Origin of the sequence: Marinobacter flavimaris (assembly GCF_002933295.1) — a bacterium.
Taxonomy (GTDB): domain Bacteria; phylum Pseudomonadota; class Gammaproteobacteria; order Pseudomonadales; family Oleiphilaceae; genus Marinobacter; species Marinobacter flavimaris.
In genome coordinates this window covers 44511-64922 of the sequence record NZ_PSSW01000004.1, presented here as the reverse complement: position 1 = coordinate 64922, position 20412 = coordinate 44511, and the positions used below count along the sequence as shown (strand labels likewise).

The following is a 20412-nucleotide window of genomic DNA, read 5'->3' as shown; positions in this document are numbered from 1 at the left end:
ATAGCAGCTGTCGGGTAAACACCGTTGGCAATGGGGTACGCGGTTTATGACACTGGTTAGCGAAAGACAGCCGTTCAATCGGCCCGATGAGGAGGCAGCAGCACGGTTTCGTGATCTGGTGCGCTCGGCATCCATCGAGGCCACACCCCGCCAGATCCTGACGACAGAACATTTGCCGGATCTTCTGCCGGCGGGCACCTGCGTTTACGTGCCCTTCCTGCCAAAGGGGCAGTTCAGTGACACGCTGGAAGCCTCCCGCCGTCTGCTGGATCTGGGTATGCAGCCAGTGCCGCATGTGCCCGCCCGAATGGCCCAGAGCCGGGGGCAGTTGCGGGACTGGTTGGCCCAATTAGATGAAAGCGGGGTAGACCGTCTGCTGCTGATCGCGGGCGACAGCGATGCCGTGGCCGGCCCGTTTCCCGACACTTTGGCCGTGCTCGAATCGGGATTGTTGGCCCAGTTCCGGTTCCACGGTATCGGTGTTGCGGCTCATCCGGACGGCCATCCTATGGCGGATCGGGCAACCCTGGCTCAGGCATTGAGCGTCAAGCGTGAATACGCCCGTACGACCGCTACCAGGCTCTGGGTGGTCACCCAGTTCACCTTCGACGCTGAGGTGGTGATCGACTGGCTGCAAGGGCTGGGCAATATTCTGGAAGAAGTGCCTGTCTATATCGGCATGGCGGGCCCAACCCGGGTTAAAACGCTTATCGCTTATGCAGCTATGTGTGGGGTAGGCGCATCCGCACGTATGCTGCTTCGTCGCCCTGGCAGTGCCCGGATGCTGGGTGCCTGGAAACCCGACGATATGGTCCGGGCGCTAGTGCAGTACTGCCTGGAAAATCCGGAGACGTTGCTGCGGGGCATTCATCTGTTTCCGTTCGGAGGGCTGCGCCAGTCAGCGCAATGGATTCGGGATCACAGTGGGTCCTGCGAGAACAACAGGGAGGCAGTGCCATGAGTCTTCAGTACAGTAAACTGACGCCCGACACGCCAGCGCCGTCCGAGTTTCCACCGCCGGGCACTCCGGATATCGAGATTGCCCGTTCGGTTCAGCCCCAGTCTATCCTGCTGTTGGCGCAGCAGCGTTTCGGTTTGCCGGCGGAGAGCCTGGTGCCCTTTGGCCATTACAAGGCAAAGCTGGACATGGCCTACGTGGATACGTCCGACTCGGCACCCAGAGGCAAGCTGGTACTGGTGACGGCCATTACGCCAACCCCTGCGGGGGAAGGTAAGACCACCACCAGTGTAGGGCTGAATGATGGCTTCAACCGGCTGGGTGTGCGTTCCTCCGTGTGTCTGCGGGAACCGTCCCTGGGGCCCTGCTTTGGCATGAAGGGTGGTGCTGCCGGCGGAGGCCGGGCTCAGGTGATCCCGATGGAAGACATCAACCTGCATTTCAACGGCGACTTCCACGCCATTACCAGTGCTCATAACCTGCTGGCGTCACTGATCGATAATCACATTCACTGGGGCAATGAAGCCGGGCTGGATCCGCGTTACATAAGCTGGCGCAGAGTCATGGATATAACCGACCGGTCGCTGCGAAACATGGTCTGTGGCCTGGGCGGAGCGGCACATGGCGTGCCCCGTGAGACCGGGTTCGATATCACGGTGTCATCGGAAATCATGGCCATCCTTTGCCTGGCGGATGGCCGGGCGGATCTGAAGCAGCGCCTGGGAAATATCATCGTTGGACGGCGCTCGGACATGTCGCCGGTAACCGTTCGTGATCTGGGTGTCGAGGGTTCACTCACCGTACTGCTGAAAGAAGCCCTGCAGCCAAACCTGGTGCAGAGCCTGGAGCACAATCCGGTGTTTATTCATGGTGGGCCCTTTGCCAATATCGCCCACGGGTGCAATTCCGTCACCGCAACCCGGGCTGCGCTGGCCCTGAACGACGTGGTGGTTACCGAGGCGGGCTTTGGTGCCGATCTGGGCGCGGAAAAGTTCATTGATATCAAGTGCCGGCACACGGGATTGCGCCCGGATGCCGCCGTAGTGGTCTGCACCATTCGGGCTCTCAAAATGCAGGGCGGTATTCCCCGCAGCCAACTGGGGATTCCCGACCTGGCGGCGCTGCGAAAAGGGGCGGCCAACCTTGAGCGGCATATCCGCAATCTGCAGCAGTTTGGCCTGACCCCGGTGGTGTGCATCAACCGTTTCCCGGATGACACTGAGGAGGAGATGGCGCTGGTCCAGTCCATCAGCGAGGAGCTGGGCGTGCGGGCAGTGCCCGCGGATCACTGGGCAACCGGTGGTGAAGGCGCCACTGAGCTGGCCCAGGCGGTGCTGGACCAGATGGATGAGGGCAAACCGGAGGTGAAATTCCTCTATGAAGACAGCCTGCCCCTGGCGGAAAAGATTCGCACCATTGCTACCCGTATCTACCATGCCGGAAGCGTGGAGTTCACAACGATCGCCAAACGACAGCTGGAGGAATACGAGAGCCTGGGGTTTGGCCACCTGCCGGTGTGCATTGCCAAGACCCAGTACAGCTTCTCGGTGGACTCGTCGGTGAAGGGCGCGCCGTCCGGGCATATGTTGCCGGTGAGGGAAGTGCGCCTGGCGGCCGGAGCCGGGTTCGTGGTGGCGGTCTGTGGTGACATTATGACCATGCCGGGGCTGCCACGGCGCCCCGCTGCCCTGGACATTGCGCTGGATGAAAATGGCCTGGTGGTGGGGTTAACCTGAGACTGGGTTTAACTTGGGACAGTGTGCCCCGGGGAATCCTCAAAGGTTCCGTAAGTGGGCTCGGTCCTGGCCCGCTTCAGGGCCTGCAGGGATGAAGACGGTAAACTGGCCATGGTGTCGGTCAGGAGGCCGTCCGCCCTGGCCGGAGTAAAGACTTCCATCCGTTCATACTTGGGCGCGCGCCCCATGGTCTTGCGATAACAACGGCTGAAGTGGGTGGCGGAAACGAAACCGCACATGGAGGCAATTTCCACGATCGAACAGGAAGTCTGCTTGAGCAGACGGCGCGCCCGGTTCAGCCGCACTCTCAGGTAATAGCGCGACGGCGTGCACCCCATGTGCTTCAGGAACAGCCGCTCCAGTTGCCGGCGTGAAATGCCTGCCAGAGTCGCCAGTTCCTGCAGTTCGATCGGCTCTTCGATATTGGATTCCATCAGCTGGGCAGCTTCCGCCAGCTTGGGTTGCGCCCGGGCCAGGCCCGGATGCATGGGCATGGGCTGTTGCTCACTCTCCTCCCGGACCCGGTCGCAGACAAACATGTGGGATATGGCATTGCTGAGCTCCTGGCCATGCCGCCGTGCCAGGAAGCTGAGCATCATGTGCATTGGCACCGTGCCTCCGGTGCAGGTCATGCGTTCACGCTCGACCGTAAACAGGCGGTTGTTGGTCTGAACCCGGGGAAAGTCTTCCTGCATGGCTTCCAGGCATTCCCAGTGGGCACTGCAGGCGTAGCCGTCGAGCAGACCGGCACTGGCCAGCACATAGGGGCCGGTACAGACCGCTCCCAGCAGGACATGCTGCCGGGCCATCTGTTTCAGCCAGTGCGCTTCCTTGCGTGAGAAACTGCGGGTGACATCAATCCCGGCGACCACGATGACCAGATCAAAGCTGTGCGCTTCCTGAATGGAGGCATCCGGGACCATGGTGATGCCGTCACTGGCGCGGGCGTAATCGCCCTCGGCCGTAAGCAGTTGCCAGGAATAGAGTTCGGTGCCTGCCAGCTGGTTGGCCATTCGCAGAGGTTCAACCGCCGTGGCAAGGGCAATCAGGGTAAAGTTGTCGATCAGCAGGAAGCCGACCCGATAGGGCTGCTGGACGGGCTTGTCTGTTTGCGAACCGGTATCAGTGGTCATAAACAACCCCCTTTGCCCTGCCTGGGCCAGTTGCGCCGGCCAATACCCGGAATGTCCGTACCGACCACCCCAACCTGAACACTAGCTGTTGCATCCGAGTCGTGCAATAAGTGATCAATTCCATACTCCTTTTATTCTATGACGGGGGCAATAATGCGGATGGTCCACATGCGACACGGTGCATGCCAGGATGGACTCAACGCGACGTGTCCTGCTGTCGGAAATCATCGTTTCCATGTCGCCAAAAAGCATGCGATTGGCCTCGATTGGCGCTAGTGTTGAATTACGTTCCTCAACAGGAGGCCACACATTGGCAGTCAGTCTGTTTGAGCTGTTCAAGGTTGGTATTGGCCCCTCCAGTTCCCACACAGTGGGACCCATGGAGGCGGCCAGAAGATTTGCCGGGTCTCTTGTGAGTGAGGGTCTGCTTTCTTCTGTCGGTCGGCTCAAGGTGTCCCTTTACGGGTCTCTCGGTGCCACCGGCAAGGGGCATGGCACCGGCCCTGCGGTAATGATGGGACTGGAAGGTGAACGACCAGACAAGATCGACCCGGCGGTAATGCCGGCTCGTCTTGAGCAGATCCGCGACCGTGGAAACCTCTTGCTTGCAGGGCAGCAGGCCATTGAATTCCGTGAGAATACCGACCTGGTCTATTACCGCCGCAAATCCCTTCCCGAGCACCCCAACGGCATGACCTGTCAGGCTTTCGACCGCGACGGGCAGTGCCTGTTCGAGAAAAGCTATTATTCGGTCGGCGGTGGGTTCGTGGTGGATGCAACCGTTGAGGGCACCCTGAAGGTGCGCGAGGATGACACCCCACAGCCATACCCATTCAGCAGTGCCAGGGTGTTGCTGGAGCTGTGTCGGGAACACAACCTGGCCATTGCCGACATTATGTCTGCCAACGAACAGGCGTGGCGCACGCAAGAGGAGGTTCGTAGCAGCATTCTGGCGCTATGGCAGGTGATGCGGGAGTGCGTACAGAGCGGCATTCAGCACGAGGGCGAGTTGCCCGGTGGCCTCAAGGTCCGGCGCAGGGCCGCGTCGCTGTATCGGTCGCTGATGGACAAGCAGCGGGTGGACCTGATTTCACCTTCCCTGAGTGCACTGGACTGGGTAAACCTCTATGCCCTGGCCGTCAATGAGGAAAATGCCGCCGGCGGGCGGATTGTGACGGCGCCCACCAACGGCGCAGCAGGGATTATCCCCGCCGTGCTTCACTATTACTGGGAATTCTGTCCCCGGGCGGACGAGGACGGCATTGTGCGTTTCATGCTCACCGCCGGTGCCATTGGTGTGCTGTTCAAGGAAAATGCGTCCATTTCCGGGGCCGAGGTGGGCTGCCAGGGCGAAGTGGGTTCGGCCTGTGCCATGGCCGCGGCCGGGCTTGCTGCGGCAACGGGCGGTTCACCGGAACAGGTAGAAAATGCCGCGGAAATCGGTATGGAGCATCATCTGGGCATGACCTGCGACCCCATCGGTGGGCTGGTGCAGATTCCCTGCATCGAGCGCAACGCCATGGCCTCGGTTAAGGCTATCGATGCCGCCATCATGGCCCTGAGGGGTGACGGCAAGCATTACGTTTCGCTCGACAAGGTTCTACACACCATGCGGGAAACCGGTCGCGATATGCTGGATAAATACAAGGAAACCGCCAGGGGAGGGCTGGCGGTCAACATCATTGAGTGTTGACCACCGCGCCTCTTCTCTGAACCCGGTCAGGATTTGACTCGCTCGTTGTCCGGATCAAACAGTGCCCGGTAACCCACCGCTTCGATTCGGATAGGGTAGTGCTCCTGGAAGTATTCCAGGGTGAGCTCACGCCCTTCCTGGGCGTACTCGACGGGGATGTAACCCAGCAGAATGATCTTCCCCACCGAAGGCCCCCACGCCACACTGGTGTTGTAAGAGCGGCGGCCGTGGCTATCCACCAGCACTTCACCGGTTTGTGGGTCCAGAATCGGCCATTGGCCAACCGGGTAGCGCAGAATGCCGTTGGCATCCCGGTGCTCGGTCATGGTCATCGTGCACAGGTAGGCCGATTGCCGTGGCCACTCCCGTTGCTCCAGATACGCGGCCTTGCCGTGAAAATCGGCTTCTTTGACCTTGGGTCGTTGCAAACCGGCTTCGTAGAGATTGTATTCCGTTTCCAGGTCCACGTTCTGCAGTCGCAGGCTCTTCTCCAGGCGACGGGTATTGGCGTAGGTTTCAATGCCCACCGGCGTAACGCCCGCATCGTAGAGCAGGTCCCAGATTCTCAGGCCATAGCTGAAGGGGAAATAGAGCTCCCAGCCCTGCTCGCCCACGTAGGATATTCGGAAGGCCCAGACCGGGACCCCTCGAATGTTCAGTTCCCGGACGGTGGCAAACGGGAAATTGTCCGCGGACAACTGGTCCGGGTCGGTAACGAACTGGGCCAATGTCTCCCGGGCCTTTGGTCCCCAGAGGCCAAGGGTCGCCAGTTCGTCCGTGCGGTCATGCACCTGGATGTTGTCCAGCCCCTTCTCCCGGGCCATACGGGTGATCCAGCAATAGTCCCGATGGCCGGTGTCGCCGCCGCAGACGACCCGATAGTCTTGCGCGCCCCGCCGAATGATGGTCAGGTCGGAACGCACGCCCCCGCGCTCGTCGAGGAAATGGGTGTAGACACCTTTGCCGTTGGGCGTGGTACCGCCGACTTTGGCAACCGACAGATATTCCAGCAGCGCTTCGGCGTTATCACCGGAAATGTCGAAGATGGCGAAGTGCGAGAGATTGATCATGCCCACGGATTCGCTCATCTCAAGCTGTTCGGCGTTGGATACCTCCCAGAAGTGCCGGGCGTCCCATTCGTGTTCCCGCACCGGGATCCGGTCGCGGTATTTCGCCAGCAGGGTGGACTCGTTGGCTGCATAGCCGTGAGCACGCTCCCAGCCTGCGGCCTCCATGAAGTAAGCACCCAGACCCACTTCCCTCAGGTAGAAAGGGCTGGTTCGCATCTTGCGACCGGTAAGGTACGGCTCACGGGGGTGAACCGCCGGGGTGTAGATCTTTTTGGCCGTCTCGTAGCAGCGGTTGTACACGTAGTCCGGGGTTTTCTGCAGCGGGTAATGACGCGCAATATCGATACTGTGGGGATCCATCTGCGGGGAGCCGTGGGTCATCCAGTCGGCCAGGACCTTGCCCGCTCCCGGGCCGTCCTTGACCCAGACCGCCTCGCAGAACCACAGGTTACGGACTTCCGGGGATTCGCCCATGAGTGAACCGCCATCCGGTGTGACCGACAGCAGGCCGTTGAAAGAGTGTTTCTCTTCCCAGCCCAGTTCGCCGAGGATCGGCGTCATCTCAATGGCTTTTTCGTAGGCGTCCATGACCTGGTCCAGTGAAAGATCCCGCATTGAGGGGGACATCCGCGCATCACCGGGCTCCGCAATGGCGCCGGGGTAGACCAGCCGCGGGTTTTCCGCTTCGTAATAGCCCCACTCGATACGGCCGCCTTCGGTGGTGGTCGGGTCGCCGGTGTCCCGCACATAGGCGGAATTACCCTGGTCGCGGAACAGGGGATAGACAATCTGCTTGCCGGTGCCATTGAGCTCTTCGTAGGGCCCGAAAAACAGCAACGGATGCTCCAGTGGCATCAGTGGCAGGGGCGCGTTCGCGGTGTTGGCCATCAGGGGCCCCCATATGCCCATGGAGAGAACGACGTATTCGGTCTCAATGTAGCCCTTGTGGGTTTCCACGCCACGTACCTGGCCGTCCTGGACATCAATGCGGATGGCCGGCGTGTAGGCAAAGGCCTGCAGTTTGCCGGTGGCCACGGCTTCTTCCACCAGGTCGCCGGCAACACTCTGGGAGCGGGGCACTACCAGCCCGGCATCCGGATCCCACATCGCGCCCTGGATCTGACTTTCGTCCAGCAATGGAAACAGCTCCTTTGCCTGTTTGGGCGAGATCATGCTGACATTGGTGCCGAACGCTTTTCCGGAACCCACCTTGCGACGAAGCTCGTCCATCCGCTCGTCGTCGTCAGACCGGGCCACTTCCATGCCGCCGCATTTCACGTAATTGCCGCGTTTTTCGTAAAACGCCTGGCTGTACTTGGTGGTGTAAATGTTCAGCTTGTCGTGGGAAGTGGTGAAGCAGAAATCCGAGGCGTGGGAGGTGGAGCCGATGTCGGAGGGAATGGCGGATTTTTCCAGCCCTACGATGTCATCCCAGCCCTGTTCGATCAGGTGGTGTGCTACCGAGGAGCCAACGATACCGCCCTGGCCAATGATTACGACTCTTGCACGTTTCGGTAGTTGTGCCATTTTGGTTCCCCTTTGCCTGCAATGAACGCCCTCGCGCTGCCGCATATCGGCCAGGGCCCTGATTCAATGTGGCTCTAATTGCTCAGTGCAGGTGAATCCAATACGACACCGAGTTGTCCAAAAACGGCAGAGGCAGCCCCGAAGAATCCGGGCCACCGGCTGGCCCAATGTGTCAGTTTTTGTTGGAACGACCGGTATTGTGGAGAGATTCTTCGTGGTAATGCAGGGCTGCTTCAGCGCGGGCGACGGCACCAATTAATCAACCCGGAGATGACTAACAGTAAAATAGCAAGTGCTGATAAGTCAGATATCCAAGGTCCAATGCGCATAATGCGCCCAGAATGGAGATCCAGTAACAACTGCTGCAAAGAGATGCCTTCGCCATGATAAGTATCGAGAAGCTGCTTCCTGACTGCCGCAGGTGTGGCGCGTGGACTTGACCACGCCACCTGCTTATTTGCGGGTGGGACCGAAGTCCAGATCAATAATACTGATTCCGCCGCTCATGGGATGAGTGGAAACGGCTTAGCGACCGTCCGACCTCACCAGAACGTGGTGCACTGGCCCCGGAACCTCCAGTTTGCGAGCAATCGCATTCGTGTTCCACCTTTTATGTGATCAATCTTGACCAGCGGACCTCAAGGTGAACTTCAGCTCGCAGAGCAACAACCGATTTTTTGCTTAGGGGATTCGGACAACCGCGTACCCCTGCATCTGATAGCCGATGACCGAGACGAAACCATTATCTACCGGGTCGACCTCCGGAATGATCGTCGCCTCATCTACACCCATCCCTTTCAACGCGTAACGGCAAACTTCCAGTGTCACCCCGTCCTTCTTCATTTGTTTAAGAGTCGTCTGGAATTTCTGTACCTCGGCCAGCTCTGCCTCATTAAATGATGCGCTGTCAGTCGAAAGCAGTTTCACCACCGGCCCGTGAAAAACGATGGCGATGTTGGGATCTTTCGCAAGTGCCTTCACTTCAGGTGCTTTGTAGGAGTTCTTTATTACCAAGAAAACGGGGTTAACGACCTTGGGATCTCCTTGGCTCACCTCGTAGACAGCGTCATAGTTTTTAACGCCCTTCAGAGCATTGTCGTACCCGGCTGCACCTGCAGGTAAAGACATCAGGACCATATAGATGGCCGCAAAGAAGATGGGGGGAATTCGGCGAAGTATGCTTTTATAATTCACGCTCATGACAAATCTCCTTGAGGGATAGGAACTTGTTTTTTTGTCAGCCAACCCATAAAAATGCTCCAGAATCTAAAATATTCTCCCTAAGCTAATACAGGTACGATATATCATAAATGTACCAATTTGGAGCAAGTTGGGGTTCTAGCAGTCGAACACACGAAGCTGAAATAGACCTGAAAACAGTTGCCAGGCATGCAGTTGAAACCGGACAGTTGAAACCGGGACTGAAACCGGGGACTGAAACCGGGACAGATCTATTTAGTTGAAACCGGGACAGATCTATTTGGGGTGAAAATAGGTCTGTGGGATGAAAATAGGTCTGTCCTGAGGGCGAGCATGCCGACCGGTTTGAGCTGCTGGCTGCGGAGGTTCTGAAACAATGGCAGGAGAGTGCGGTGCCAAACGAGCACAGCCCCGATAGCAAGGTGCTCAGCTGCTCCATCGGGATTTGTCAGGGCCTGGCCAACGAGTTTGATTCAATCGACGACATGATCCGAAGGGCCGACGAAGCCCTGTATTGCGCGAAAAAACAGGGCCGCGCCAGATACGTAGTGGCCTAATCCTCGGGCATGTGTTCGAACAGACTGCCCAGCCCCGACTGGGGACTGAGCTTGCCGCACAGTCGCAAAGCCTCCCAGAAACTGACCTGATTAGCGGTCAGTATCGGCTGCCCGATTGCCTGCTCCAGATCGGTGAGCCAAGCTGAAGAGTGGAGAGCTGTGTCTGGCATCAGCAGGGCGTCGGCCTCTTCCCTGACGTTGGCCAGAGCGAATTCGATAACCGCGTCTTTCTCAAGCAGACCGACTTCCGCGGCTGTGATGATGCCTCGGCTGGCCAGGTGCACGACCTCGATATCGAAATGATTCAGGAATGCCCGGAATCGCTGCGCGACCTCCTCCGGGTAGGTGGCAGCGATGGCCACCCGTTTGGCGTCAATGGCTTTTACCGCTCTGGCGAATGCCATTGCTGTCGTCGAAGCCGGTACACCGAGCAGTTTCTCGAGCGTATCGATCTGCTGGCGAATGCCATCTAGGCCGAGCACAAAACTGGCGCTGGTGGAGGTCCACATCACCGACTCAATCCCTGAGCCAGCCAGCGCTTCTGCACCCTTGGAAAGCCGGCTGACGCTGCCCATCTCACTGAGGGCTTCAACGGTGTGGGCGTCCTCCAGGAATTCAGTGTGGATGAGGGTTATTTGCGCCGGGGGCTCTATCATGGAACCCATCAGGGGATAATCATCTTCGGCCGCATGGCCCGGGTAGAGGAACCCGAGTCTGGCTGGAGGCGGGGTGTGGCTCATAGAACGCTCCCTCACTGGCAGAGATTGACGTGCCTGTACAATAGACCAAAACTGGCAACTCAGCAGTCTTTGGAGAGTAGCGATGGAGAATAGCTATGGAGAGTAGCTATGGAGAGTAGCTATGGAGAGTAGCGATGGACAGCCAATGGTTACTGATCTTTGCTGATGCGCTCCTGATCCTGCACACGATACTGGTGGCCTTCGTCATCCTGGGACTGGTGGCCACATTCGCTGGCTATTTCCTGAATTGGCGGTGGGTGCGCAATTTCTGGTTCCGTCTGAGCCACCTGGCGGTTATTGCTATTGTGGTTCTGCAATCATGGCTGGGTGTGTTATGCCCGCTTACGAGCTGGGAAATGGCGCTTAGGGCTAAGGCCGGGGAGGCGGGCTATGAGGGATCGTTTATCCAGCACTGGCTGCAGTCCATTCTGTATTACAGTGCTCCGGACTGGGTGTTTATTCTGGCTTACACGGTGTTCGGCGCGCTGGTCCTGGCCAGTTGGTTTGTGGTCAGGCCCAGGCGGTGAAAAAAACGGGCTGGCTTATTTCCTGAAAAATAGAAGGAAAGCGCCCGCTGCGGCCGAGGCTGCCCCGCCAATCAGATACCACATGGTGTCGTCGGTAAATCGGCCTGTGACCGTTTCGGTCAGCTGGTTTCCCAGGGACTGAGTTGATTGGTAGCCGAAGTAGAGCAGCCCAATGCCAATGACCAATAAAACAATGCCGACCAGTTTGGAACTTCCCATTGAATTCTCCTTATGATTGGCACTGCCGTTCAGCGTGCCTCGGGTCAGGGCAGCTTGCCATCGGATTCCGGATTTTCCAATAGATCCTTTCGTTCTCGCTGGTATTCCTCAAAGGATTTATTTGCGCGATCAAGGCATTCGAAGTAGGTCGATGGCGGCTCGTTGGCACAGTCGTTCCGTTGATTTATTTGAACGTTCTCATAGACAGCTCTGTGGCTGCAGCCGGTGGTCACTGCGAGCAGGGTGATTAGAGAAAGTGCTGTCTTCATTGGCCGACATTACTCTTCTGAGGATTAGCCCAGCCCTATTCTGGTTTCTTGGCAATCAGGAAGTAAACGTCTTTTGAGGTTTCCGGTACCCAGCGATAATCGATCTGGAATCCGGCATTTTCCAGATGCATTTCCAACTGACGACGCGATACGAATTTGACATAGGGTGCAAATCGCAGTAAGCGGGCCAGGCAGGCTACTGGCTTGAGATGTGGGCGCGTGTCCTGAAGGCAGGCGGTATTGCTGACGAACACGCCGCCGGGTTTGAGCATGCTGAAAACCTGGTTTATGGCCCGCTCCGGGTCTCGGAGCAGGTGCAGGATGTTCAATCCCAGAATCGCGTCGAACGCTTGCTGCCGATGTTGCATGTCCTCAAGCGTGGCAACGACGAAACGAAGATTGTTGAGAGTATTTCCTGCCATCCTTTCCCGGGCAATGTCGATCATTCGGGAGGAAGCGTCGGTTGCAAGGTAGCTGCGGACTTTTGGAGCATGAATTAATGCTGTGGAACCGGTACCGCAGCCGAACTCCAACACGTCCATTTCGGGGTGGAAGTATTTTTGGGTAAGGGCAATCTTTCTTAAATAGGCATTCTGATCTGAGATAGGGCGACGGGCGTAACGCGCTGCGCTGCGGTTCCAGAAATTGACAGACGAGCTCATGGATTCCCCTTTCCAGCCTGGCGGCATAAATTCAGTGAACCCATTCTATCTGTGCGAAGCTGTTGGTAATATTGCCAGAATCGAATGTCTGGTATGCAAATCTGAATGAATTGGCAATCTGTAAAGTTTGATTGGAACCGGGCTCGAGCCTTTCTCGTGACTGCCGAGGAAGGATCCCTCTCTGCTGCAGCAAAGGCTCTGGGGGTTTCGCAGCCGACCCTCGGAAGGCAGGTTGCGGCGTTGGAAGAGGAACTTTCTACGGCGCTGTTTGAGCGGGGAGGTCGTGGGCTGGAATTGACTCGGAATGGCCTCGAACTGCTTGCCTATGTCCGAGCGATGGGAGAGGCCGCAAGCAGCCTCTCACTTGCGGCAACGGGTCAGGCGAACTCCATTGAGGGCGAGATTGCGATTTCGGCATCTGAAATCACTGCCGCTTACATTCTGCCTCCAATTCTTCAGAGGCTTCGGTACCAGTATCCCGGAATACGTATCAACCTTGTTGCCTCCAATGAGGCCAGCGATCTTCGCCGCCGTGCTGCGGACATTGCCATCCGGAACTTTCGACCCACAGAACCCGATCTGATTGCCCGCAAGGTGGGGGAATTCTCGGCGACTCTCTACGCCAGACCCGAAATCCTGGCTGATCTGCCATCGCCGTTGACCGACGGTCTTTGTAAGGCTCCATTCATAGGCTTTCTTTCAAACAATGAGAGATACGTGGGAGCCCTGGCGCAGCGTGGCCTCAAGCTGCGGGAAGAGCAATTCGTTGCCAGGACGGACAGCCATCTGGTGCATTGGCAAATGGCTCGGGCTGGTATCGGTATTGGCATGATGCCCGTTGAGTTGGGTAATGCAGAGGCTGAAGTAGAGAGAGTCTTCGAGGATAAGGTTTTTGGCGGCGATGTCTGGCTCGTCTCCCACCGGGAGCTCAGGATGAACCTTCGGGTTCGGACGGTCTTTGATTTCCTCGCTGCTGAACTTACCGAGTACTTTGAACCACAAAAATAACCGATTGCGGCAATTGGCCCCCGGTTGAAGGTTCCCTGATCTCTCCCAACGTCAATCCCGTTTTCGTGAACAGGTTCAGCCAACTGGCGAGCGTTCGGAAGTACCAGGGAGCCGGATCGCCGAAATCGCCGGGAAGGCCAGCCCAGGTTCCGGGCTTCCAGCCAGTGGCGTATTCTCCTTCATGGAAAAAGGCGACAGGGTGGAGAGTCTGGATGACGCACGCACCACCGGGATTGAGAAGTTTGGGCAGGGCCTTGAGAAACGCGTTCACCGAGGTGTCTCCCAGCAAGGCAAAGTTGTTCACAACAAGATCAAACGTGCCCAGATCGGCATTTTCCAGTTGTTCGTAGTCGAGGACCCTGAAGTCTTCCTCTCCCTGTTGCCGGGCATATTCGATCAATTCCGGCACGGCATCTGTTCCGGTGCCTCGGTAGCCAAGGCGCGTTACTTCTCTGATCAACCAGCCCTCGCCACATCCTGCGTCGAGAATTGAGCCACCCGAGGGGGCGTAATCTTCAATCACTCTTAAAACACTGCTGCTGGAGAGGTTCCCCGGCGCTCGAATGCCCGCTTGTTCCACGGCCCTGATCCAGGGCGAGGCATTTGAGTTCCATGCGGTAAGAATCTGTTTTTCGTACTTTGATGTCATGGTTTGGTGAGCCCCGATCGCAGGGTGTTGACGCATTCTCTGATCTCGCGCTCGTTGGCGCTCGCAAATCCCATTACGAGGCCGGTTCTGGAGGAATCTCCCAGAAAGTGCGCGCTTAGCGGTGTACTGCCAAATCCCCTGGCTTTCAACCATTGGCTGAGCGCCAGGTCGTCAAAATCTCCTTCAAGTACCAGATGCATCCCCGCGCTTTCCGCCACCGGTTGAGCAAGCCCGCCGAGCTTTTCCGTAACCTCGCGCTGGAAGAGTTGCCACTTGTCCCGGTATAGCTGGCGCATGCGCCGCAGGTGGCGTGTGAACTGACCACTCTCAATGAATTCGGCGATGGTTGCCTGGGAAAGAAGGGGCGTCTCGCCACCTCTAATCTGTTTTGCCCAGAGTAAGGGTTCGACCACCGGCTCCGGGACCACCAGATAGCCAACGCGCAATGCGGGTAGCAGCGTTTTGCTGAAACTGCCCATGTAGAGCACGGGCGCATTCTCGAACAGGCCCTGGATGGCGGCGAAGGGCTTGTTATAGAAGTGGAACTCGCTGTCGTAGTCATCCTCGATGATCCAGCACTCATTGCGCTGGGCCCATTGAACCAGCGCCATTCGCTGGGACAGGTCCAGGATGCCGCCCATGGGGTATTGGTGCGTGGGCGTGCAGAACAGGAGTCTGGCTCTGGCAGGCTCAAGGCCTGGCAACGCTTCCACATCCAGGACCTGGTTCCTGAGGGGAATTGGAATCACAGGATTGCCTAGACGGCCCAGCGCGTTCCGGGCGCCACGGTATCCGGGATTTTCGCAGAGGACACTGTCGCCCCGTTGCAGAAAAACGTCGGCAAGCAGCGAGAGGGCCTGTTGTGCGCCGTTGGTGATGATGACTTGATGCTCTTCGCAGCGAACACCGCGGGAGGTTCGCAGGTAGGTGGCGATGGCGCGTCTCAGGGGCTTATACCCCTGGATGCTGTCATATCCTCGCAGTGTCCGCCGGCTTTCCTGGTGGTGCAGAATCCGGTTCCAGCTTCGGATGGGAAACGCATCCAGATCTGGCAAGCCCGGCTGAAATGGCAAACTGGCGTCTTCTACAGGCTTCGACTTTCCCCGTGGAAGTGCAGGTAGTGGTGGCAGTTTCATGGAATCGCCAACGGGGTTGTTCAGGCCTGGCCCTGAGGGGTTCACGGCTGATTTGATGTCTTCATGGACAAAGACACCCTTGCCGGCACGGCTTTGAAGAAAGCCCTCCGCTTTGAGCTGTTCATAAACAGCGTTCACCGTGTTGCGGCTTATGCCCAGGTCCTGAGCCATCTGGCGGCTCGGTGGCATCTGACGCCCGGGTGGGTAGCGCTGATCGAGTATCCGTTCGGACAATCGTTGATACAGCTGGTGTTGCAGCGGATCCGTGCTGTCTAGCCGGATATCGTCGATCACATCAACTGGTCCCATTAAAAGTCATAATCTGGATCTTTCGATGGTATCAGAAGTGCCTTTCAATAGAAGTACATTTTGTGAAGTGCAAGACCGGAAAGGAGCTTCTGATGACAACGACTGATTTGGCCGGGCCCAGCGCCTCCCCGCTGACTTTCTGTCCACGCAGCAGGGTGCAGAGGGCGGTAAAGCGAGCCAGCTATGACAGGGAAACAGCCTACCGGCTGATTGATCGGCTCAAAACGGCGCATCTAGGATTTGTGGAAGATGGCGAGCCTCGCATCATCCCGATCACGGCCTGGCGACTGGGCGACGACCTCTATGTGCACACGCTCAATGGTGGACGATTGTCCCGGCGTCTGGAATCGGGCGTATTGCTCTGCATTTCCTTCGCCGTGACAAATGAATGGGTGATGACAAAATCGGCGTTCAATCACAGTGCCAACTATGAATCACTGGTGTTGTTTGGCCATGCGGTTCCGGTAACCGATGATGCCGACTTTGATGCCGCGTTCCGCGCGATTATCAACCAGATTGAGCCAGGACGGTGGGAACAGGTGAGGTCACCGAATGACAAGGAGCGAAAAGCAACGGCGTTATTCCGGATACCGATTGAAGAAGGGGCGTTCAAAAGCCGTACCGGCGGTCCGAATGACGATCCGGAAGATATGGCTCTGCCCGTGTGGCACGGATTGATACCGACCGGTGTTTAACCTGTCGATGAAACTATAACTCAAGGGCCAGCCTGGTCTTTGGGAGCCATCTTCAAAAACAGGCCCAGGGATGCCAGCAGCAGGGCGGTGCTGACGATGATGGCAACGGGATAATAGAGGTTGCCGGCGAGTTCCAACTGACTGTATTTGATGATCATGATCAGCCCTTCAAGCGACATTGCAACACACACTGTTCCAATAAAACGCGGCAGCGTTCGTCTCATCATAGTTATGACGTCGTGGGATTCTGAACGCCCGCTGTATTCGGATCGGATAACCATTGCCAGCTCGTAGACAGCGAGAGCGATGATGCTGCCGTTAACGCCCTTGATCAGCGCCTGCATAAGCTGCTGGCCAGATTGAAGCGCGCTGATCACCTCCATTACAGTGGCACTGACCAAAGTGAAAGCAAGCACGAAAAAAACGAGTGAAAATAGTCGGGCGAATAGTGCCCTGACTGGAATAGCGGCCAGCATGTTGACCATATCGGTTAACCCTCAGCGTTGAGCAATTCAGGCGCAGGCTACTCATAAGAGAGGCAGATTTCGCTTAAGGATTGCTCATTCTCTGGTAATCTGGCTGAGCAAAGATGACAACCCTCGGAGCGAATCGGCCCCAATGTCTGAAGATCCCCTCAAAACCCTGTCCGACCTTGCCAGCGATGCCCATGCCCGCATTCAGGCCACCCACCAGCACATCAATCCGGTAGTGGAGGTTCGCCGGGGTATGCGTGATGCAGGTATACCAGCGGATGTGATGACCATTGACTGTCTGCGCACTCGCCGAAGAATTACGCTGATACTGCACGATGAACAGCCCGGCATTCTTCTGTACCAGTTCGTGACCATCGAAGATGAAGTGGGGAGCGACTTCCAGCAGATGGCGTTTGGCGATATGTCAGCAACCAAACTGTTCGAGTGGATTCAGGAGTATTTTGCCTGACTTACGCAGACTCTGGCCGACTCTGGAGTAAACTTGGGTTAACCAATAACAACAGCTCGATAGGTTCCCCGCATGCCTTCAGCCGTGAAGATTCTCCTTGTTCCTCTGTTAGGTATTGCGCTGGCCCTGACCGGGTGTGATTCCGGTCCGGATTCATCGGTAGCCAACAGTGCCGGACACACTGGGCCAACGGCCAGTACCGGCCAGGCAAATCGGCAGGTGCTGGACCAGCGGCCCTTCGACAATCGTGACGACTTCGAGAACGCCCGAAGGGGACTGATTGCCCAGGATCCGGAGCTGGTCATTGATCATCTTGACGGCGGCCAGGTCTGGAACATGCCGGCCTACGACTTTATCGATGAGAACGGAGAAAACGCTCCGGCTTCGGTCAATCCAAGCCTTTGGCGTCAGGCTGCCCTCAATAACATTCATGGTTTGTTCCAGGTTACCGACGGGCTTTACCAGATCCGGGGTTACGATCTGGCGAACATGTCGATTATCGAGAGCGATACCGGCTGGATTCTGGTGGATCCTTTGACCGCCCGGGAGACTGCCAGCAAAGCCTTCCTGTTTGCCAGGGAACACCTCGGCGAAAAGCCGGTGCGCGCGATTCTCTATACTCACAGCCACATTGATCACTTTGGTGGCGTGCAAGGCATTCTTCAGCACCTTTCGGATGAAGAAAAAGCCAATCTGCGCATTATCGCGCCAGCCGGATTCGAGGAAGAAGCAACCAGTGAGAACATCATCGCCGGCCCCGCGATGACGCGCCGGGCGATGTTTATGTATGGCAAACGCCTGGAGCGGGATGAACGCGGCCATGTTGGCACTGGCCTGGGTAAAGGGCCCGGGTTCGGCACCTTTGGTTTTGCGCCGGCGACGGATCTGATCAGCGAGACAGGCACTGAGCTGACGGTGGACGGCGTGCCGATGATTTTCCAGATTGTCTCCGGTTCCGAAGCGCCTGCAGAGTTCACCTTCTACCTCCCCGAACAAAAGGCCTTTTGCGGTGCCGAGCTGGTCAGCCGCAATATGCACAACATCTACACCCTGAGGGGCGCGAAGGTTCGGGATGCCCGTCTATGGAGCAGCTTTATCGACGAAGCAAAGACTCTGTTTGCCGACGCCGATATCTACTTCGGCAGCCATCACTGGCCGCTGTGGGGGCAAGAGAATATCCAGGACTTCCTGGCTGTTCAGCGGGATACCTACAAGTTCATTCACGATCAGACGGTGCGTTTGATGAACCAGGGTGCGACGCCCAGGGAGATCGCCGATCAGCTCAAGCTGCCGCCGGAGCTGAATCGGGCGTTCCATAACCAGGGGTACTACGGCACCGTGTCTCACAACGCCAAAGCGGTGTATCAGCACTACCTGGGGTGGTTTACAGCGAACCCGGCTCAGCTAGACCCACTTCCGGAAAGTGACTCGGCCCAGCGTTATGTGCAGATGATGGGTGGCGCTGAAAAGGTTCTGGAAAGCGCCCGCGAGGATTTCGAGGCGGCCTCTGCCATGGGGGCCAGTGAAGGGCGCGACACCTACCGGTGGCTGGCGGAATTGCTCAATCAGGTGGTCTTCGCCGAGCCGGGGAATGACGATGCAAAACAGCTTCTGGCCAACGTCTATGACCAGCTTGGCTATCAGGCGGAATCCGCACCCTGGCGGGACTTCTACCTGACGGGGGCATACGAGCTGCGCCATGGTTCGCCGAAAGAGGGCATCAAACCGGCGATGATGAGAGAAGTGCTGCTGAACACGCCGGTATCCCTGTTCTTCGACAGCATGGCGGTGCGGCTGAAGGCCGAAGACGCAGAAGGGGAGAGCGCCGTCATCAAGATTACCTTCACGGATCTCAAGGAAAGTTATCTGCTGACTTTGAAACATTCCGTGCTTCACAACCGTCTGGTTAATGAGGACACTCCCGCTGACGCCACATTGAATCTGACGCGGTCTTTGTTTGTGGATCTGTTGATCGGCCGTGCGGGGCTGAAGGAACTTCTGTTCAGCGACGAGATCAGCTTTGAGGGAAGCCGGCTCGACCTGATAGGCTTTTTCAGTATGCTGGACAAGCCTCAGGGCCGGTTCAATATCGTTACACCCTGATGAGTACTTTATGAAATCTGTTGCACTTCTCGATGGCGGCCTGGGCCAGGAAATCTACCGCAGGGCCATGAATGTTACGTCACTGCTCTGGTCAGTGGCGGTAATGCGGGAGCAGCCGGACGTGGTTACCGATGTCCATGCTGACTTTATCAGGGCGGGCGCCCGTACCCTGACACTGAACACCTATGCTGCAACGCCCACGCGACTGGCCAGAGAAGGCCTTGGTGACGAGATTGGTGCAATCCATCAACGGGCGTTTGAGGTGTTGGAGCGCGCCATCGCGTTAACGGGTGCCGACGTTGATATCGCCGGCTGCCTGCCGCCCCTGGTCGGAAGCTATCGGAGCCAGCCTGACCGGACGTTCGAGGATCTGAAATCGGAATTCGACATCCTTGTTAAATTGCAGAGTGGGGCGGACGTCTTCCTCATCGAAACCATGACCAACTCGCTGGAGGCGAAAGCCGCCTGTGCTGCCGCCAGTGAATCAGGCAAACCCTTCGGAGTGGCATTCAGACTGGAAGCCGATGGCAAGCTCCGGTCAGGGGAGACCCTCGCCGAGGCTGTTGAAGCGGTGAGGGCGTCAGGGCCAACGGCGATTATGCTCAATTGCTGCGATCCGGAAGTGATTTCGCAGGCAATGCCTGAATTGGCCGGCCTTTACCCCTGCACGGGTGGCTACGCAAACGCGTTCAAAACAGTTGAACCAATGGCCGGCGGAGCGCTCGTGGATGAACTGGAAGCCAGGCAGGACGTGTCACCCGGGGTGTATGGGCTTCAGGTGAAACAGTGGTTGGATGACGGCGCAGGTGTTGTTGGCGGCTGCTGTGAAATCACGCCTGAGCACATCAGCCACCTGGCCGATGTGCTGACAGGCGAGTATAACCTGATACGGTTCTCGGAATTGCCGCGCGGTTAGCCGGCGAGCCGAGGAGCTTTGGCTCTGCGCGCTTCCACAGCACGTCTGGAACGACGTGCCTCGATGTATTGCATTGCATCGTTCCGGATGGGAAGGTGCAAGGCGCCTTCCAGATCATGGCGGTCGTAGCCAAGATCTGAAAGCGTATCGTCTTTTTCTTTCAGCAATGACTCTGCCATACGGCGGAATTGCTGGCGTCTGGAATATCCCTCAATCCAGGAGGTGATCGGCTGCATTGCGGAGTGTGCCTGATGCTCTGTGCTCTTCAACATGTCTACGGCCCCGACTGTTGGTGAATGACTTGCAGCAGCTCGTTTGGAGACGTCTTGTAACTCGCCTACGGGTGCCTACAGCCGCTATTCT

22 protein-coding genes are annotated in these 20412 nt (G+C 57.4%); 10 read left to right on the top strand and 12 right to left on the bottom strand.

Going from position 1 to position 20412, the window contains the following annotated elements:
* Positions 1-46: 46 nt before the first annotated feature.
* Positions 47-961, top strand: coding sequence for a methylenetetrahydrofolate reductase (locus MDHKLMBL_RS08705; protein ID WP_104270617.1), 915 nt, complete (start codon positions 47-49; stop codon positions 959-961).
* Positions 958-2694, top strand: coding sequence for a formate--tetrahydrofolate ligase (locus MDHKLMBL_RS08700; RefSeq protein ID WP_008172404.1), 1737 nt, complete (start codon positions 958-960; stop codon positions 2692-2694). The genes MDHKLMBL_RS08705 and MDHKLMBL_RS08700 overlap by 4 nt, the downstream gene beginning before the upstream one ends.
* 8 nt (positions 2695-2702) lie before the next feature.
* Here MDHKLMBL_RS08700 and gbdR read toward each other — a convergent pair whose 3' ends face one another.
* Complete coding sequence (gene gbdR, locus MDHKLMBL_RS08695) at positions 2703-3827, bottom strand: choline metabolism transcriptional regulator GbdR (protein WP_008172402.1); 1125 nt, start codon at positions 3825-3827, stop codon at positions 2703-2705.
* A 310-nt stretch (positions 3828-4137) separates the two neighbouring features.
* On the opposite strand from gbdR, the gene MDHKLMBL_RS08690 reads away from it, so the two are divergent.
* Positions 4138-5520: an L-serine ammonia-lyase gene (locus MDHKLMBL_RS08690; protein WP_008172400.1), complete on the top strand. Its 1383-nt coding sequence runs from the start codon at positions 4138-4140 to the stop codon at positions 5518-5520.
* A 26-nt stretch (positions 5521-5546) separates the two neighbouring features.
* Here the strand turns inward: MDHKLMBL_RS08690 and MDHKLMBL_RS08685 are convergent, their stop codons facing one another.
* The 3 genes from MDHKLMBL_RS08685 to MDHKLMBL_RS08680 form a co-directional block, all read right to left on the bottom strand.
* Positions 5547-8117: a GcvT family protein gene (locus tag MDHKLMBL_RS08685; RefSeq protein ID WP_104270616.1), complete on the bottom strand. Its 2571-nt coding sequence runs from the start codon at positions 8115-8117 to the stop codon at positions 5547-5549.
* A 233-nt stretch (positions 8118-8350) separates the two neighbouring features.
* Positions 8351-8566 carry a hypothetical protein gene (locus MDHKLMBL_RS21345; protein WP_227497799.1) on the bottom strand — a complete coding sequence of 72 codons (216 nt, stop codon included), beginning with the start codon at positions 8564-8566 and terminating at the stop codon, positions 8351-8353.
* Between the two features lie 232 nt (positions 8567-8798).
* Positions 8799-9317, bottom strand: a complete 519-nt coding sequence (locus MDHKLMBL_RS08680) for a DsrE family protein (protein ID WP_008172396.1) — start codon at positions 9315-9317, stop codon at positions 8799-8801.
* A 350-nt stretch (positions 9318-9667) separates the two neighbouring features.
* On the opposite strand from MDHKLMBL_RS08680, the gene MDHKLMBL_RS08675 reads away from it, so the two are divergent.
* Complete coding sequence (locus tag MDHKLMBL_RS08675; RefSeq protein WP_081467523.1) at positions 9668-9874, top strand: diguanylate cyclase domain-containing protein; 207 nt, start codon at positions 9668-9670, stop codon at positions 9872-9874.
* Here the strand turns inward: MDHKLMBL_RS08675 and MDHKLMBL_RS08670 are convergent.
* Positions 9871-10614 carry a maleate cis-trans isomerase family protein gene (locus tag MDHKLMBL_RS08670; protein WP_008172391.1) on the bottom strand — a complete coding sequence of 248 codons (744 nt, stop codon included), beginning with the start codon at positions 10612-10614 and terminating at the stop codon, positions 9871-9873. The genes MDHKLMBL_RS08675 and MDHKLMBL_RS08670 overlap by 4 nt on opposite strands.
* Positions 10615-10748: 134 nt before the next feature.
* Here MDHKLMBL_RS08670 and MDHKLMBL_RS08665 point away from each other — a divergent pair, with 134 nt between their 5' ends.
* Positions 10749-11141, top strand: coding sequence for a DUF2784 domain-containing protein (locus MDHKLMBL_RS08665; RefSeq protein ID WP_008172389.1), 393 nt, complete (start codon positions 10749-10751; stop codon positions 11139-11141).
* 15 nt (positions 11142-11156) lie between these two features.
* Here the strand turns inward: MDHKLMBL_RS08665 and MDHKLMBL_RS08660 are convergent, their stop codons facing one another.
* From MDHKLMBL_RS08660 to MDHKLMBL_RS08650, 3 genes are read right to left on the bottom strand one after another with little or no spacing between them, the layout of a single operon-like run.
* Positions 11157-11360 carry a DUF3185 family protein gene (locus MDHKLMBL_RS08660; RefSeq protein ID WP_053112831.1) on the bottom strand — a complete coding sequence of 68 codons (204 nt, stop codon included), beginning with the start codon at positions 11358-11360 and terminating at the stop codon, positions 11157-11159.
* Between the two features lie 44 nt (positions 11361-11404).
* Positions 11405-11629: a hypothetical protein gene (locus MDHKLMBL_RS08655; RefSeq protein WP_053112830.1), complete on the bottom strand. Its 225-nt coding sequence runs from the start codon at positions 11627-11629 to the stop codon at positions 11405-11407.
* Positions 11630-11664: 35 nt separating this feature from the next.
* Complete coding sequence (locus tag MDHKLMBL_RS08650) at positions 11665-12291, bottom strand: class I SAM-dependent methyltransferase (RefSeq protein WP_053112829.1); 627 nt, start codon at positions 12289-12291, stop codon at positions 11665-11667.
* 105 nt (positions 12292-12396) lie between these two features.
* Here MDHKLMBL_RS08650 and MDHKLMBL_RS08645 point away from each other — a divergent pair, with 105 nt between their 5' ends.
* On the top strand, positions 12397-13299 hold the full coding sequence (locus tag MDHKLMBL_RS08645; protein WP_053112828.1) for a LysR family transcriptional regulator: 903 nt from the start codon (positions 12397-12399) through the stop codon (positions 13297-13299).
* Here MDHKLMBL_RS08645 and MDHKLMBL_RS08640 read toward each other — a convergent pair.
* The gene (locus MDHKLMBL_RS08640; protein ID WP_053112827.1) at positions 13271-13948 is read right to left on the bottom strand and encodes a class I SAM-dependent methyltransferase; all 678 of its coding nucleotides are present in this window, start codon (positions 13946-13948) and stop codon (positions 13271-13273) included. The genes MDHKLMBL_RS08645 and MDHKLMBL_RS08640 overlap by 29 nt on opposite strands.
* Positions 13945-15393, bottom strand: coding sequence for a MocR-like pyridoxine biosynthesis transcription factor PdxR (gene pdxR / locus MDHKLMBL_RS08635; RefSeq protein WP_241956206.1), 1449 nt, complete (start codon positions 15391-15393; stop codon positions 13945-13947). The genes MDHKLMBL_RS08640 and pdxR overlap by 4 nt, the downstream gene beginning before the upstream one ends.
* A gap of 92 nt (positions 15394-15485) precedes the next feature.
* Between pdxR and MDHKLMBL_RS08630 the strand changes: the two genes are divergently transcribed.
* A complete protein-coding gene (locus MDHKLMBL_RS08630) occupies positions 15486-16088 on the top strand; it encodes a pyridoxamine 5'-phosphate oxidase family protein (RefSeq protein ID WP_104270615.1) in 603 nt (200 codons plus the stop codon).
* A gap of 20 nt (positions 16089-16108) precedes the next feature.
* Here MDHKLMBL_RS08630 and MDHKLMBL_RS08625 read toward each other — a convergent pair whose 3' ends face one another.
* Positions 16109-16573, bottom strand: coding sequence for a hypothetical protein (locus MDHKLMBL_RS08625; protein WP_104270614.1), 465 nt, complete (start codon positions 16571-16573; stop codon positions 16109-16111).
* A gap of 133 nt (positions 16574-16706) precedes the next feature.
* Between MDHKLMBL_RS08625 and MDHKLMBL_RS08620 the strand changes: the two genes are divergently transcribed.
* The 3 genes from MDHKLMBL_RS08620 (at position 16707) to MDHKLMBL_RS08610 (ending at position 20049) form a co-directional block, all read left to right on the top strand.
* Positions 16707-17030: a hypothetical protein gene (locus MDHKLMBL_RS08620; protein WP_104270613.1), complete on the top strand. Its 324-nt coding sequence runs from the start codon at positions 16707-16709 to the stop codon at positions 17028-17030.
* A gap of 72 nt (positions 17031-17102) precedes the next feature.
* Positions 17103-19133, top strand: a complete 2031-nt coding sequence (locus tag MDHKLMBL_RS08615) for an alkyl/aryl-sulfatase (RefSeq protein ID WP_104270612.1) — start codon at positions 17103-17105, stop codon at positions 19131-19133.
* 10 nt (positions 19134-19143) lie between these two features.
* Positions 19144-20049 (top strand): homocysteine S-methyltransferase family protein, encoded by a 906-nt coding sequence (locus MDHKLMBL_RS08610; RefSeq protein ID WP_053112821.1) that lies wholly within the window; start codon positions 19144-19146, stop codon positions 20047-20049.
* Here the strand turns inward: MDHKLMBL_RS08610 and MDHKLMBL_RS08605 are convergent.
* Complete coding sequence (locus MDHKLMBL_RS08605) at positions 20046-20321, bottom strand: hypothetical protein (protein ID WP_227497794.1); 276 nt, start codon at positions 20319-20321, stop codon at positions 20046-20048. The two genes, MDHKLMBL_RS08610 and MDHKLMBL_RS08605, sit on opposite strands and share 4 nt — an antisense overlap.
* Between the last annotated feature and the right edge of the window lie 91 nt (positions 20322-20412).

Coding starts and splice junctions, on each gene's coding strand:
- MDHKLMBL_RS08640 (WP_053112827.1), bottom strand. CDS start 13,948: ATGACATCAAAGTACGAAAAACAGATTCTTACCGCATGGAACTCAAAT.
- MDHKLMBL_RS08685 (WP_104270616.1), bottom strand. CDS start 8,117: ATGGCACAACTACCGAAACGTGCAAGAGTCGTAATCATTGGCCAGGGC.
- MDHKLMBL_RS08605 (WP_227497794.1), bottom strand. CDS start 20,321: ATGTTGAAGAGCACAGAGCATCAGGCACACTCCGCAATGCAGCCGATC.
- MDHKLMBL_RS08650 (WP_053112829.1), bottom strand. CDS start 12,291: ATGAGCTCGTCTGTCAATTTCTGGAACCGCAGCGCAGCGCGTTACGCC.
- MDHKLMBL_RS08610 (WP_053112821.1), top strand. CDS start 19,144: ATGAAATCTGTTGCACTTCTCGATGGCGGCCTGGGCCAGGAAATCTAC.
- MDHKLMBL_RS08680 (WP_008172396.1), bottom strand. CDS start 9,317: ATGAGCGTGAATTATAAAAGCATACTTCGCCGAATTCCCCCCATCTTC.
- MDHKLMBL_RS08665 (WP_008172389.1), top strand. CDS start 10,749: ATGGACAGCCAATGGTTACTGATCTTTGCTGATGCGCTCCTGATCCTG.
- MDHKLMBL_RS08670 (WP_008172391.1), bottom strand. CDS start 10,614: ATGAGCCACACCCCGCCTCCAGCCAGACTCGGGTTCCTCTACCCGGGC.
- MDHKLMBL_RS08615 (WP_104270612.1), top strand. CDS start 17,103: ATGCCTTCAGCCGTGAAGATTCTCCTTGTTCCTCTGTTAGGTATTGCG.
- MDHKLMBL_RS08645 (WP_053112828.1), top strand. CDS start 12,397: ATGAATTGGCAATCTGTAAAGTTTGATTGGAACCGGGCTCGAGCCTTT.
- MDHKLMBL_RS08705 (WP_104270617.1), top strand. CDS start 47: ATGACACTGGTTAGCGAAAGACAGCCGTTCAATCGGCCCGATGAGGAG.
- MDHKLMBL_RS08625 (WP_104270614.1), bottom strand. CDS start 16,573: ATGGTCAACATGCTGGCCGCTATTCCAGTCAGGGCACTATTCGCCCGA.
- MDHKLMBL_RS08630 (WP_104270615.1), top strand. CDS start 15,486: ATGACAACGACTGATTTGGCCGGGCCCAGCGCCTCCCCGCTGACTTTC.
- MDHKLMBL_RS08620 (WP_104270613.1), top strand. CDS start 16,707: ATGTCTGAAGATCCCCTCAAAACCCTGTCCGACCTTGCCAGCGATGCC.
- gbdR (WP_008172402.1), bottom strand. CDS start 3,827: ATGACCACTGATACCGGTTCGCAAACAGACAAGCCCGTCCAGCAGCCC.
- MDHKLMBL_RS08700 (WP_008172404.1), top strand. CDS start 958: ATGAGTCTTCAGTACAGTAAACTGACGCCCGACACGCCAGCGCCGTCC.
- MDHKLMBL_RS08655 (WP_053112830.1), bottom strand. CDS start 11,629: ATGAAGACAGCACTTTCTCTAATCACCCTGCTCGCAGTGACCACCGGC.
- pdxR (WP_241956206.1), bottom strand. CDS start 15,393: ATGGGACCAGTTGATGTGATCGACGATATCCGGCTAGACAGCACGGAT.
- MDHKLMBL_RS08660 (WP_053112831.1), bottom strand. CDS start 11,360: ATGGGAAGTTCCAAACTGGTCGGCATTGTTTTATTGGTCATTGGCATT.